Source organism: Massilia sp. UYP32, assembly GCF_050434365.1.
GTDB classification, from domain to species: Bacteria; Pseudomonadota; Gammaproteobacteria; order Burkholderiales; family Burkholderiaceae_D; genus Telluria; species Telluria timonae.
In genome coordinates this window covers 101555-114040 of record NZ_JBNDIK010000014.1, presented here as the reverse complement: position 1 = coordinate 114040, position 12486 = coordinate 101555, and the positions used below count along the sequence as shown (strand labels likewise).

The following is a 12486-nucleotide window of genomic DNA, read 5'->3' as shown; positions in this document are numbered from 1 at the left end:
GAGCGATGCACATCCGTATCGAAAGCGGCTGTCCTAGCGCGCCACCTTCAACGCCAGCTGCAGCATCGCATCCCACGCATCGCCCGCGAACCCCTTCGCGCGCAAGCCCTTGACCATGCGGTCGACCTGCGCCGCGTCCTGCAGCGCCGCCTCGAGCGTGCCCAGCGACACGCGGCGCAGCGCCGGCTCCATCATCCGCTCGCGCGGCCCCCAGATCCGGTATTCCTTCAGCAGCGCGCCCAGCGGGCGTCCCTGCGACATGCCGGTCTTTAATTTTAGCAGCGTGCGGATCTCTTCGGACACCGCCCACAGCACCAGCGGCAGCGCCTCGCCCTCGCCCTTCAATCCTTCGAGCATGCGCGCCAGGCGCGCCGGGTCGCCGCCCAGCATCGCCTCGGACAGCTTGAACACGTCGTAGCGCGCCACGTTCAGCACCGCGTCGTGCACCTGCTCGAAACTGAGCTTGCCCGGTTTGTACAGCAGCCCCAGCTTCTGGATTTCCTGGTGCGCCGCCAGCAGGTTGCCCTCGACCCGGTCGGCGATGAAGTCCAGGCTCTGGCGTTCGGCGCTCTGGCCCTGGCTCGACAGCCGCTGGCCAATCCAGCCCGGCAGGTGGGCGCGTTCGACGTTCGGGATCTCGATATAGACCGCCGACTGCTGCAGCGCCGTCACCCATGACGACTTGGCGGTCTGCCAGTCCAGCTTCGGCAGCGTGATCAGGGTGAGGTTGTCGGGGCTGAGGTCTTTCGCGTAGCTCTGCAGCGCGGCGCTGCCGTCCTTGCCGGGCTTGCCGGTCGGGATGCGCAGCTCGATCAGCTTCTTGTCGCCGAACAGCGACAGCGCCTGGTTGGCGGCCAGCAGCTCGCCCCACTTGAAGCTGCGCTCGACCGTGAGCACGTCGCGCTCGGTATACCCTTGCGCGCGCGCCGTCTTGCGGATCCGGTCGGCCGCTTCCAGCGCGAGCAGATGCTCGTCGCTGGTGATCACGTACAAGGGCGCCAAGCCCTTGCTCAGATGGCCGTCGAGCGCCTCGAGCCGCAACTGCATCGGTACTGGTTTCCTTATGCCGGCTTGATCGCCGCCAGGCGGCGCAGGATCTGCTGCACCAGGTCGGACTGCATGTCGCGGTACAGCAGCGCTTCTTCGGATTCCTTGGCCAGCACCTGCGATTCGTCGAAGGCGATGTTGCGGCGCAGGGTGATCTCGGTCGGCGCCAGCAATTGGCGATTGTTGGCGTCGCGCACCTGGAACACCAGGGTGTAGCTGAGCGAGTACTCGCGCACCCGGCCCAGGCTGTTGAGCGACAGGATCGATTTGCCGCGCGTTTCGCTGATCACGTCGAACAGGGCCTGGGCCTTCGAGGCGTCGGTCTCGATGCGCACGGTGTCGCCCGCGCGCAGGTTGCGCTTGAGCTCCGTGCCCAGCGGCGAAGACTCGTTGAACGACAGCCAGATGCTCTGGAACGGCAGGTTGTACTGGCCGTCGCTGCCGCGCAGCTGGAAGCCGCAGCCTGCCAGCACGCCTGCCATCAAGAGCGCTGCCAGCGCACGCACCAGGGTCTTGTTCGACATATTGATCCTTACACCACGATGTTGACGAGTTTGCCCGGCACCACGATGACCTTCTTCGGCGTGCCTTCGATGAACTTCTGCACCGCTTCGGAAGCCAGCGCGGCGGCTTCGATGGCGGCCTTGTCGGCCTCCTTCGGCACCTTGACCGAGCCGCGCAGCTTGCCGTTCACCTGGATCATCATCTCGATCTCGGACTGCTCCAGCGCGGCCGGATCGACCTGCGGCCAGGCGGCGTTCAGGATGTCGCCATGGGCGGCGGCGAAGCCCAGCTCCTGCCACAGCGCGTGCGTGATGTGCGGCGCGACCGGGTTCAGGAGGCGCAGGAAGATCGAGAAGCCTTCGGCGACGATCGCGTTCGAGGCGGCCGAGTCGTCCAGCTTCGCCGACTCGAGGGTGTTGAGCATCTTCATGCAGGCCGAGACCACGGTGTTGTACTGGATGCGTTTCAGGTCGTAGTCGGCCTGCTGCAGCACCTTGTGCACTTCGCGGCGCAGCGTCTTCTGGTCGTCGTTCAGCGTACCCTGCGCTTCACCGTTGAACGATGCCGCGATGCGTTCGCGCTGGGCGTAGCCGAAGGCCCACACGCGGCGCAGGAAACGGCTGGCGCCTTCGACGCCGCTGTTCGACCATTCCAGGGTCTGCTCCGGCGGCGAGGCGAACATTGTGAACAGGCGCGCGGTGTCGGCGCCGTACTGCTCGATCTGGGCCTGCGGGTCGATGCCGTTGTTCTTCGACTTCGACATCTTCTCGGTGCCGCCGATTTCCACCGGCTGGCCATCCGCCTTCAGGACCGCGTTCTGCGGACGGCCCTTGTCGTCGAAAGTCAGCTCGACCTCAAGCGGGTTGAACCAGGTCTTCTTGCCGGCGGCGTCCTCGCGGTAATAGGTCTCGTTGAGCACCATGCCCTGGGTGAGCAGGTTCACGAACGGCTCGTCGAATTTCACCAGGCCGAAGTCGCGCATCACCTTGGTCCAGAAGCGCGCGTACAGCAGGTGCATGACGGCGTGCTCGATGCCGCCGATGTACTGGTCCATCGGCATCCAGTAATCGTTGCGGGCGTCGACCATCGCCTCGTTCGAGCCCGGCGAGGTATAGCGCATGTAGTACCACGACGAATCGATGAAGGTGTCCATCGTGTCGGTCTCGCGGCGCGCCGGCTTGCCGCATTGCGGGCAGTCGCACTTGAGGAAGGCTTCGTCCTTGTTCAGCGGATTGCCGGTGCCGTCCGGGACCAGGTGCTCCGGCAGCACGACCGGCAGGTCGGCCTCGGGGACCGGCACCGAGCCGCACTCGCCGCAATGGATCATCGGGATCGGGGTGCCCCAGTAGCGCTGGCGCGAGATGCCCCAGTCGCGCAGGCGGAAGGTGGTCTTCTTTTCGCCCAGGCCCTGTTCTGCCAGTTCGCCCGCGACCGCGTTCACGGCCGAGATGTAATCGAGGCCGTCGTACTTGCCCGAGTTGATGGTGCGGCCGTTTTCCTTGTCGCCGTACCACTCCTGCCAGGCTTCCAGCGAGAATTCCTGGCCCTCGACCGCCACTACCTGCTTGATCGGCAGGTTGTATTTTTTCGCGAAGCCGAAGTCGCGCTCGTCGTGCGCCGGCACGCCCATCACGGCGCCGTCGCCGTAGGTGATCAGGACGTAGTTGCCGACCCAGACCGGGATCTGTTCTTGCGTGACCGGATGGGTGACGAACAGGCCGGTCGGCATGCCCTTCTTCTCCATGGTCGCCATGTCGGCCTCGATCACGGAACCCATCTTGCACTCGGCGATGAATTCCTGCAGGGCCGGGTTGTTGCGGGCCGCGTGCTGGGCCAGCGCGTGTTCCGGCGCCACGGCGCAGAAGGTCACGCCCATGACGGTGTCGGCGCGGGTGGTGAACACGTACAGCTTGCCATCATTGATCAGCTCACCATTGTCGCCCGCAATCGTGTGCGGGAAGGCGAAGCGCACGCCGGTCGACTTGCCGATCCAGTTGGCCTGCATGGTGCGCACGCGCTCCGGCCAGCCCGGCAGCTTGTTGTCGACGTGGTCGAGCAGCTCGTCGGCGTAGTCGGTGATGCGCACGTAGTACATCGGGATCTCGCGCTTCTCGATCAGCGCGCCCGAGCGCCAGCCGCGGCCGTCCACGACCTGCTCGTTGGCCAGCACGGTCTGGTCGATCGGGTCCCAGTTCACGGTGCCGGTCTTCTGGTAGATGATGCCCTTCTCGAGCATCTTGAGGAACATCCACTGGTTCCACTTGTAGTAGTCCGGCTTGCAGGCGGTCATCTCCCGCGACCAGTCGATCGCCAGGCCCATCGATTCCATCTGGCCGCGCATGTGGGCGATGTTCGAATACGTCCATTCGGCCGGCGGGACGTTGTTGGCCATCGCCGCGTTTTCGGCCGGCATGCCGAATGCGTCCCAGCCCATCGGCATCAGGACGTTATAGCCGTTCATCCGCAGGTAGCGGTACATCACGTCGTTGATCGTATAGTTGCGCACGTGACCCATGTGCAGCTTGCCCGATGGGTAAGGCAGCATCGAGCAGGCGTAATACTTGCCTTTGGGGAAACGCGGGTCGTTTTCGACGGCCTTGTAGGCGTCGATCGACTTCCAGTAGGCCTGGGCGGCCTGTTCTACTTCGGCTGGACTATATTTTTCTTGCATGATTCTGCAGACGTAATGTGGAAGGTGGAACCGGTCATTATAACCCGTTCATTTTGCACTGCGGCGACGGCGCGGTGCGCGAGGGAAAATGCAAAAAAGGCAGCGTCGCGTTGAACGCTGCCTTCGAGGATCAGCGCAGGACCAGTTCCAGCGCCGGCTTTTCGCCGTAGTCCTCATAGCGCTCGTTGATGCCGCCGACGCAATAGCTCAGCTCTTCGAGCAGGTCGGGCGCCGCCGCCTTCATCTTGTCGGCCTCGAGGATGACGATTTCGAGCATCTCGTCCGGCTTGAGCTTAAATTTGGTCATGTTCTCGTCGTCGCGCAGATAGCTCATGCAGTCGACCCAGGCGTCGATGCTGTCCGCATACGAGGCCGGGAAACCGAAGGCCTCGCGGCTCTGCTGGTGGAACGACGCTTCGTCCGTGATGAGGGCGCCGTTCAGTTCTGCCACGGCCATTATTTGTCCTTCAGGCCCAGCACGTCCTGCATGTCGAACAGGCCGTTGGCCTTGTCCGCCAGGAAGCGCGCCGCGCGCAGCGAGCCGTGGGCATAGGTCACGCGGCTGCTCGACTTGTGGCTGATCTCGATGCGCTCGCCGGTGCCGAGGAACATCACGGTATGGTCGCCCACCACGTCGCCGCCGCGCACGGTGGCGAAACCGATGGTCGACGGATCGCGTTCGCCGGTGACGCCTTCGCGGCCATAGACGGCGCATTCCTTCAGGTCGCGGCCAATGGCGTCGGCAATCACTTCGCCCATCCTGAGGGCGGTGCCGGACGGCGCGTCGACCTTGTGGCGGTGGTGCGCCTCGACGATCTCGATGTCATAGCCTTCCGAAAAACTCTTGGCGGCCATTTCGAGCAGCTTGAGCGTCACGTTCACGCCCACGCTCATGTTGGGGGCGAACACGATGCCGATTTTTTCGCCGGCGGCGCGGATCGCGGCCTTGCCGGCCTCGTCGAAGCCGGTGGTGCCGATCACCATCTGCTTGCCGTTGGCGGCGCAGTATTCCAGGTGCTGCAGGGTGCCTTCGGAGCGGGTGAAGTCGATCAGCAGGTCGGCATTGTGCAGGCCGTGCTTGATGCTGTCTTCGATGACCACGCCGGTCAGGATGCCGGCGAAGGCGCCCGCGTCCTGGCCGATGAAGGGCGAACCCGGGACGTCGAGGGCGCCGGCCAGGCGCATGTCGGGCGCTTCCTGGATGGCTTCGATCAGCATGCGGCCCATGCGGCCGCTGGCGCCGGCAACGGCGATATTCAACATGGTCATTATGGCGTTCCTGGGCGACGTTCGGTGTTGCCCGCATTAATTTGTACAGCCGGCGCATCGGCCGGTTTCGGAGGCAGTTGCTCCGACTTCTTCTTGGCTGGACCGGCGATGCGGTCGATGTACTCGCGCTCGCTCGGCAGGTTGCCGCCCTCGAAACGCTCGACCACGTCGTTCTTGAAGAACACGGTCACGCGGCTGGTGGTCAGCTCGCCATTGCCGCGCGCCAGGTAGAACGGGTAATCCCAGCGGTCGGCGTGGAAGGCATCCATCAGCAGCGGCGAACCGAGCAGGAAGCGCACCTGGTCGCGGGTCTGGCCGGCCTTGAGCTGGTCCAGCATCTCTTGCGAGACGAAGTTGCCCTGCTGAATGTCTGGACGATAAGGCGAGAAGATCCACAGGAAGCGCTGCAGGCGCGTCGCCTGGACGGTCTGGGCGCCGGCATTGGCGATGGCGGCCGACTTTTCCGCGTCGGACGCACTGGCGGCCGCATCCGTCGCCACCGGCGGCGCCGGACGCGTCTGGTTGCGCCAGGAGGCGCAGCCGGACAGCGTCAAGGTGCAGGCGAGGCCCGCCGCCAGCGCCGCCTTGGCGGAGAATCGATGGAATACGGCTTGTTTGACAGGCATAGTTAACCTCAATACGTTCGAGCGGGAGCTTTCAAAACGCTATATCATAAAGCACTCCGCCAATATTCGAGTGACAAACATGAGTAACAACCCGACCGACCTGAAGGCGAGCGGCCTCAAGGCCACGCTGCCACGACTGAAAATCCTGGAAATCTTCCAGAACAGCTCCGTACGGCATCTGACGGCGGAAGACGTCTACAAGATCCTTCTTGCTGACAATATGGACGTGGGCCTCGCGACCGTCTACCGCGTATTGACCCAGTTCGAGCAGGCCGGCCTGCTCAACCGCAACCATTTCGAGACCGGCAAGGCCATCTATGAGCTCAACGCCGGTTCCCACCATGACCACCTGGTGTGCGTCACCTGCGGCCGCGTCGAAGAGTTCTACGACGACGAGATCGAGAAGCGCCAGCAGATGATTGCAGAGCAACACGGCTTCACGATCGTCGAGCATGCGCTGGCGATCTATGGCAGCTGCCCGGAGTGCCGGGGCATCGCCAAGCCGGAGTAATCCTGCGGCCGGCACGGCCGGTGTAAAAGTAACAGTGTAAAAGTAAGTAAAGGGCGCATGGGAGTCATCCCATGCGCCCTTTCTCTATCCAGGCGTCGTCAGAACGACGCCGTCAGGTTCACGAACAGCGAGCGGCCCGGTTCATTGTACGACTCGGCGCCCGTGCTGCCGTTGGTGCTGCGCCGGAACAGGCGTTCGTCGAACAGGTTGTTGATGCCGGTGCGCAGGTACAGCTTCGGCGTGAAGGCATAGCCGACGTTGGCGCCCACCACGGCATACGGCGCCAGCGTGTTGAGCGCCTCGCCGCTGGCTTGGGCCCCGGTACCGGTCAGGCGCCGCGGTTCCTGCTTGCCGTAATAGGAGACCGTCAACAGCGTCGTCAACCTGGCATTGACCTTCCAGTCCAGGGTCGAGTTCAGCGTGTATTCCGGAATGACCGACAGCGGCTCGCCATTGGTCTTGTTCTCGTTCTCGATCATATAGGTCAGGTTGTTGGTCAGCTTCAGGCGCGGACCGAACGGGATCGTCAGGTTGCCCTCGACGCCCTGCACCACCGCCTCCGGCGAGTTCTCCCACTGGAACAACCGGCCATTGGCCGAGGTGTTGCCGAGCAGGCGATCCATGCCGCCGGTGATCTTGTTCTTGTAGTCGTTATGGAAGTAGGCCAGGCTGGCCTCGTATCCACGGTCCTTCCAGCCGATGCCGATTTCCTTGTTGACCGAGGTTTCCGGCGCCAGGTTCTCGTTGCCGCGCACATAGCAGCCGCCGCCCAGGTTCGGGTTGTTGACCGGACAGCCGTTGCCGCGCGTGTAGTACAGGTAGTTCGGATTCGACTGGTACAGGTTCGGCGCCTTGAACGCGCGCGCCACGCCGCCGCGCAGGGTCCAGGTTGGACTCAAGGCATACGAGGCGTTCAGGCTCGGGCTCCAGTTGGTGCCGAACTGGCTGTGCTTGTCGAAGCGCAGGCCCGGGGTCACGGTGAATGCGGTGTTCACGCCGATATTGTCTTCGACGTAGACAGCATAGGTTTCGGCGCTCGAACGGCCATCGCGGTTGCCTTCCTGCATGCCGGGAATCGCGGTGGCGGCCTGCGTCATCGAATACGGGTCGTTGAGCTTTTCCTTGCGCGCCTCGAAGCCGGCGGTAAGCATCTGCGCCACCCCGCCAAAGTTGAGCGGCGTGCTGATCTCGCCGTTGGCGCCATAGGTTTCGAGTTCCGACGTCGATTTCTTCGTCGGGTCGCTGATGCTGCCTTCCGGCCCACCCGCCAGGCCTTCGTTCATGCGGGTGTTGTCGGTGCCTTCATAGGTCAGCCACAGGCGCGAGGTGGTGGCGCCCCACTTGCCGCGGTGGGTCAGCGCGGCGGTGCGGCGCAGCATGACGTTGGTTTCGGCGGCCGCATTGGCCAGCTCGCCCAGGATCGGGAAGCCGGCCGCATTCACGGCCCGGTCGCCGGCGTAGATATTGCCCTGGCGGCTGAAGTTGGATTCGAATTCCAGCACCTGGTCGGGCATGAAGTCCCAGCGCAGCAGGCCGCCGATGTCGCGGTTGCGCACGCCCTCGCGGCCGGCCGGCGGGATCGCGCCGTTGGCGGTATTGTCCGGCGTGGCGTTCAGCGCCAGCTCGTCGGCATCGGTCTTGTTGACGTTGCCGAATACGCGGAACGAGAGCTTGCCGGCCAGCGGACCGGACAGGTTGAAGCCGAGCCGCTTGCTGTTGCCCTCCTCGCCGTGCTCCGGCGCCAGCGCATAGGCGGTGACCGAACCGGTCAGATAGTCGCCCGGCGCCTTGGTGATGATGTTGATCACGCCGCCGGCGGCGCCGGACCCGTAGCGCGCCGCCGCCGGGCCGCGCAGCACTTCGATGCGCTCGACCGCTTCAGCCGGCACCCAGTTGGTGTCGCCACGCGTGTTGCGCTCGCCGCTGCGGCCCATGCGCACCGAGTTGCGCGAGCTGACCGGCTTGCCGTCGACCAGGATCAGGGTGTTTTCCGGGCCCATGCCGCGCAGGTCGATCTGGCGGTGGTTGCCGTATTGGCCGCTGGCGCTGTTGCCGGTCAGGTTCACGCCCGGCATGGTGCGGATCAGCTCGGCCAGATCATTCGCCGGCGGACGCGCTTCGATGTCTTCCGAGGTGATGACCGAGACGCCGATCGCCTGCTTGAGTTCTTCCTCGGCGGTGCCGACGATGTGCACCTGGTGCATCGGCTGGTTGGATTGCTGGGCCATGGCCGGCAAGCCAAGGAGCGCCAGTCCGACGGCGGCGGCGAGCGGCGTCATGCGGTTTGCTGTCAGTTTCATCCCTCTTGTTCCTGTTATTTGATTGTTCTGGACAAGCCGGAGCGCTCCGGCTCAATGCAATTGAGAATCATACTCATTTGCATTTCCAAAACTTTGTCAAATTGTGGCAAGAAGGTTGCCAGCCTTGCACTGGCTTAAGTTTTTAGCGATTCAGGAGTGGCTGAGGGCGTTCGACAGCAGCTTGGCCGTGATGTCGACGATCGGAATCACTCGTTCATAGGCCATCCGCGTCGGGCCGATCACGCCCAGGGTGCCGACGATGCGGCCGTCGACCGCATACGGCGCGGTCACCACGCTCATCTCGTCCATCGGCACCAGCTTCGATTCGCCGCCGATGAAGATCTGCACGCCGCCAGCCTTGCTCGAAACGTCGAGCAATTGCATCAAGCCGGTTTTTTGCTCGAACATCTCGAACATCTGGCGCAGCGAGCTCATATTGGATGACAGGTCGGACACCGACAGCAGGTTGCGCTCGCCGGCGATGACCATGTCGTCGCCCTCGGCCATCGCCTCGCTGCCAGCCTCGACCGCCGCCTGCATCAGGCGGCCCATATCGTCGCGCAATTGCTGCAGCTCTCCGCTCAAGCGCTTGCGCACCTCGTCGAAGGACAGCCCGGCGAAGTTCTGGTTCAGGTAATTGGCCGACTGGGTCAGTTGCGCCGGGGAATAATCCTTATCGAGCAGCAGCAGCCGGTTCTGGACGTCGCCGCGCGGATCGACGATCACCAGCAGGATGCGCTTTTCGCCCAGGCGCAGGAATTCGATCTGCTGGAAGACCGATTCGCGGCGTGGGCTCTGCACCACGCCGGCGAATTGCGACAGCGAGGACAGCATCTGCGCCGCGTTGGCGATCAGTTTCTGCGGTTGCAGGTTGGACAAGGGCTGCGGCAATCGCATGCGCTCGGCATCGACCGCCTTGTCGTCGATCGGCCCCACCGTCAGCAGGGTGTCGACGAACACGCGGTAGCCGCGCGGCGTCGGAATGCGGCCGGCCGAGGTGTGCGGACTGGCGACGAAGCCCATCTCCTCGAGGTCGGCCATGACGTTGCGGATCGTGGCTGGCGACAATTCCAGGCCCGACAGCTTGGACAGCGCGCGCGAGCCTACCGGCTGGCCGTCGGCGATATAACGCTCGACGAGGGCTTTGAGCAGGGTGTGGGCACGTTGGTCGAGTTGCATGATTCCGGGAAACGTTTAATGGCGCGCGTATTTAACGTGTGCATTATAGGCAGGTTGGGGCATGGCACGGGCAGCGCAAGGCTTGCTGTGACGCATGTCCAACGCTCGTGCTCGCGCTTCTACAAGGATTCAAGCCAGTCGAGCAGCGCGTCGAGACTGGCCACTTCGACGTCGGGCCGGACTTCATGGGCGAATTCGTTGACCTTGCCGGTCCGGTTCATCCAGGCCGCGCGCAGGCCGGCGCGCTGGGCGCCCTGCACGTCCAGCAACAGGTCGTCGCCCACGTACAGGGTCTCGCCAGGCAGGACGCCGAGCGCGGCGCAGCCGGCGAGGAAGATGCCGGGATCGGGCTTGGCGCGGCCATACTGCCGCGCCGCCACCGAAGCCTGGAAGTGGTGGGCCAGGCCGATGGTCTGCAGGTCGGCCACGCCATTGGTGACCGAGCCGACCAGGGCACGTCGCTTCAGGCGCTCGAGTCCGGGCACGACATCCTCGTAGGGCGTCACGGCATTGCGGGCGGCAAAGAAAACGGTCATCGCCAGCTCGACCTTGCCGGGATCCTCGCCCACCTGTTCGAAGGCGGCGACCAGGCCGGCATGGCGCAGCGCGCCCAGGTCGATCCCGAATTCGGGGCGCGCGGCCAGCAATTCCAGGCGCGCGGCGCGCAGGCTGTCGATCGTGAAGCGTTCGGCCACCCGCGGCGCGTGCTCGCCGAGCCAGGCATACAACAGTTTTTCGGCTTCCAGGATCACGGGCGCGATCGGCCACAGGGTATCGTCGAGGTCGAACAGGACGGCTTTCGGCCAGGGTTGGCGGGTCATCGGCTTCCAGACTAAGGGAGAAAAGGTGCGCCCCAAGCATAGCGACGCGCTACGCCGAACGCAATGCGCACGCCGTTTGCACCCTGGAATGTTGCCTTTGTTGAATTATGGTTACACCAAGATACAAAACCATATACGCCCGAAATGGACCAGCTGCTTGCCAAATGGACTAAAATGTTGAGCGATTTTTCTATTCTCACCGCGCAGCTGCGCTTTCCCGCTAGATTTTTTGGAGATGTTATGAAGAGTTCCTACCTGCGTGCCGGCGCGGCGCTGGCCTGCGCGGTCGCACTGTCTGCCTGCGGCGGCAGCGATGGCCAGCTGGTGCTGGGCGGTAGTTTTTCCGGTGTGACCAAAACCGGTCTGGTACTGACCAACGACGGCCAGGAAAAGGCGATCACGCCGCCGGCCGATGGCACCGGTGCGGCGACCTGGGCATTCGACAACCTGATCTCGACCGACGACCGCTATTCCGTCGAAATCAAATCCACGCCATCGAACGTCGAGCGCTGCGATATCCAGAATGCGAGTGGCCGCGCGGGCTATCACGTCTACACCGTCTACATCACGTGTACGCTCAAGCGCCACGCTCTCTCTGGCAGCGTCAGCAACCTGAAAGGTGAGCTGGTGCTGGTCAACGGTTCCGACCGTGTGGCACTCCAGGCCGGCGCCACCTCGTTCAAGATGGCCGATGTCGCCGAAGATTCGCCTTACGGTGTCACCATCCTGCAACAGCCTGCCAATCAGACTTGCACTGTCAACAACGGCAGCGGCACCGTGGGACCTGCCGACGTCACCAACGTGGCCGTCACCTGCACCCCTTAATTTTTCCTGGAGCGTTACGCATGAAGTCTTCCCTGATCCGTCCGGCCCTCGCGCTGGCGCTGGCCGCGGGCCTGGCCGGCTGTGGCGGCAGCGACAAAGCCGAGTTCGCCGTGAAAGGCACGATCTCCGGCATCGTCTATCCGGGCGCCGTCCTGACCACCAATGGCATGGACCTGCCGATCGACCCGCCTGCCAAGCCGGGCGACCCGGTCAACTTCGAGTTCCCGAACAAGCTCGAGTATGGTGACGTGTACAACGTCGTCTTCAAGTCGACGCCGCAATTCCAGCGCCAATGCGTTACGCCGGACAATACGATCCCGAACTTCAACGATACGGCGGGCCGGCTGGCGGAGATCAACGTCACCTACGTCTGCATCGTGAACAACTATCCGCTGAGCGGCAAGGTCAATGGCCTGACCGCCGACGGCCTGGTGCTGGCCAACGGCAGCACCGGCGGCGCGGGTACGGTAACGAAGCCGGCCGCCGGCGTTACGACGCCGATCGACTTCCAGCTGCCGAATGTCAGCTATGGCACGACCTATGGCGTGGTGGTGATTACCAACCCGACTGGCCAGGTCTGCACCGTGGTCAACGGCACTGGCGTCATGCCTGATGCAGAAGTGACCAATATCCAGGTCAACTGCGTCGCGGCGTAAGCCTGGCCAGATATACACAATTCTTATGTCGAGTATTTGAAAGGAAAATTGGATTTATATGCTGTCGCGCAGCATAA

12 protein-coding genes are annotated in these 12486 nt (G+C 63.7%); 3 read left to right on the top strand and 9 right to left on the bottom strand.

The genetic code is table 11. The features are described 5' to 3' along the window. Positions 1 to 33: 33 nt before the first annotated feature. The 6 genes from holA to ABIB42_RS12925 form a co-directional block, all read right to left on the bottom strand. Complete coding sequence (gene holA, locus ABIB42_RS12950) at positions 34 to 1047, bottom strand: DNA polymerase III subunit delta (protein WP_429248430.1); 1014 nt, start codon at positions 1045 to 1047, stop codon at positions 34 to 36. A 14-nt stretch (positions 1048 to 1061) separates the two neighbouring features. Next, a complete protein-coding gene (gene lptE / locus ABIB42_RS12945; RefSeq protein WP_071361203.1) occupies positions 1062 to 1571 on the bottom strand; it encodes an LPS assembly lipoprotein LptE in 510 nt (169 codons plus the stop codon). A gap of 8 nt (positions 1572 to 1579) precedes the next feature. Then, positions 1580 to 4222, bottom strand: coding sequence for a leucine--tRNA ligase (leuS, locus tag ABIB42_RS12940; RefSeq protein WP_005664837.1), 2643 nt, complete (start codon positions 4220 to 4222; stop codon positions 1580 to 1582). Between the two features lie 130 nt (positions 4223 to 4352). After that, positions 4353 to 4679, bottom strand: a complete 327-nt coding sequence (locus ABIB42_RS12935) for a barstar family protein (RefSeq protein WP_005664835.1) — start codon at positions 4677 to 4679, stop codon at positions 4353 to 4355. Beyond that, on the bottom strand, positions 4679 to 5491 hold the full coding sequence (dapB, locus tag ABIB42_RS12930) for a 4-hydroxy-tetrahydrodipicolinate reductase (RefSeq protein ID WP_429248429.1): 813 nt from the start codon (positions 5489 to 5491) through the stop codon (positions 4679 to 4681). Before dapB ends, ABIB42_RS12935 begins: the two co-directional genes overlap by 1 nt. Further along, on the bottom strand, positions 5491 to 6117 hold the full coding sequence (locus ABIB42_RS12925) for an outer membrane protein assembly factor BamE (RefSeq protein WP_005664831.1): 627 nt from the start codon (positions 6115 to 6117) through the stop codon (positions 5491 to 5493). Before ABIB42_RS12925 ends, dapB begins: the two co-directional genes overlap by 1 nt. A 79-nt stretch (positions 6118 to 6196) precedes the next feature. On the opposite strand from ABIB42_RS12925, the gene fur reads away from it, so the two are divergent. Further along, positions 6197 to 6628 carry a ferric iron uptake transcriptional regulator gene (gene fur, locus ABIB42_RS12920; protein ID WP_005664829.1) on the top strand — a complete coding sequence of 144 codons (432 nt, stop codon included), beginning with the start codon at positions 6197 to 6199 and terminating at the stop codon, positions 6626 to 6628. A gap of 98 nt (positions 6629 to 6726) precedes the next feature. Here the strand turns inward: fur and ABIB42_RS12915 are convergent, their stop codons facing one another. From ABIB42_RS12915 to ABIB42_RS12905, 3 genes are all read right to left on the bottom strand, one after another. After that, positions 6727 to 8928 carry a FepA family TonB-dependent siderophore receptor gene (locus ABIB42_RS12915; RefSeq protein ID WP_273036856.1) on the bottom strand — a complete coding sequence of 734 codons (2202 nt, stop codon included), beginning with the start codon at positions 8926 to 8928 and terminating at the stop codon, positions 6727 to 6729. A gap of 150 nt (positions 8929 to 9078) precedes the next feature. Then, positions 9079 to 10107, bottom strand: a complete 1029-nt coding sequence (gene hrcA / locus ABIB42_RS12910; RefSeq protein WP_005664825.1) for a heat-inducible transcriptional repressor HrcA — start codon at positions 10105 to 10107, stop codon at positions 9079 to 9081. 119 nt (positions 10108 to 10226) lie between these two features. Next, positions 10227 to 10928 carry an HAD family hydrolase gene (locus tag ABIB42_RS12905; RefSeq protein WP_005664823.1) on the bottom strand — a complete coding sequence of 234 codons (702 nt, stop codon included), beginning with the start codon at positions 10926 to 10928 and terminating at the stop codon, positions 10227 to 10229. Positions 10929 to 11168: 240 nt separating this feature from the next. Between ABIB42_RS12905 and ABIB42_RS12900 the strand changes: the two genes are divergently transcribed. Next, the gene (locus ABIB42_RS12900; protein WP_005664821.1) at positions 11169 to 11753 is read left to right on the top strand and encodes a hypothetical protein; all 585 of its coding nucleotides are present in this window, start codon (positions 11169 to 11171) and stop codon (positions 11751 to 11753) included. A 20-nt stretch (positions 11754 to 11773) separates the two neighbouring features. Continuing rightward, positions 11774 to 12409, top strand: a complete 636-nt coding sequence (locus tag ABIB42_RS12895) for a hypothetical protein (protein ID WP_273028945.1) — start codon at positions 11774 to 11776, stop codon at positions 12407 to 12409. Positions 12410 to 12486 lie beyond the last annotated feature (77 nt).

Bases quoted from the DNA above. Each gene is read 5' to 3' on its own strand.
- holA (WP_429248430.1), bottom strand. From the start codon at position 1,047: ATGCAGTTGCGGCTCGAGGCGCTCGACGGCCATCTGAGCAAGGGCTTG.
- lptE (WP_071361203.1), bottom strand. From the start codon at position 1,571: ATGTCGAACAAGACCCTGGTGCGTGCGCTGGCAGCGCTCTTGATGGCA.
- leuS (WP_005664837.1), bottom strand. From the start codon at position 4,222: ATGCAAGAAAAATATAGTCCAGCCGAAGTAGAACAGGCCGCCCAGGCC.
- ABIB42_RS12935 (WP_005664835.1), bottom strand. From the start codon at position 4,679: ATGGCCGTGGCAGAACTGAACGGCGCCCTCATCACGGACGAAGCGTCG.
- dapB (WP_429248429.1), bottom strand. From the start codon at position 5,491: ATGACCATGTTGAATATCGCCGTTGCCGGCGCCAGCGGCCGCATGGGC.
- ABIB42_RS12925 (WP_005664831.1), bottom strand. From the start codon at position 6,117: ATGCCTGTCAAACAAGCCGTATTCCATCGATTCTCCGCCAAGGCGGCG.
- fur (WP_005664829.1), top strand. From the start codon at position 6,197: ATGAGTAACAACCCGACCGACCTGAAGGCGAGCGGCCTCAAGGCCACG.
- ABIB42_RS12915 (WP_273036856.1), bottom strand. From the start codon at position 8,928: ATGAAACTGACAGCAAACCGCATGACGCCGCTCGCCGCCGCCGTCGGA.
- hrcA (WP_005664825.1), bottom strand. From the start codon at position 10,107: ATGCAACTCGACCAACGTGCCCACACCCTGCTCAAAGCCCTCGTCGAG.
- ABIB42_RS12905 (WP_005664823.1), bottom strand. From the start codon at position 10,928: ATGACCCGCCAACCCTGGCCGAAAGCCGTCCTGTTCGACCTCGACGAT.
- ABIB42_RS12900 (WP_005664821.1), top strand. From the start codon at position 11,169: ATGAAGAGTTCCTACCTGCGTGCCGGCGCGGCGCTGGCCTGCGCGGTC.
- ABIB42_RS12895 (WP_273028945.1), top strand. From the start codon at position 11,774: ATGAAGTCTTCCCTGATCCGTCCGGCCCTCGCGCTGGCGCTGGCCGCG.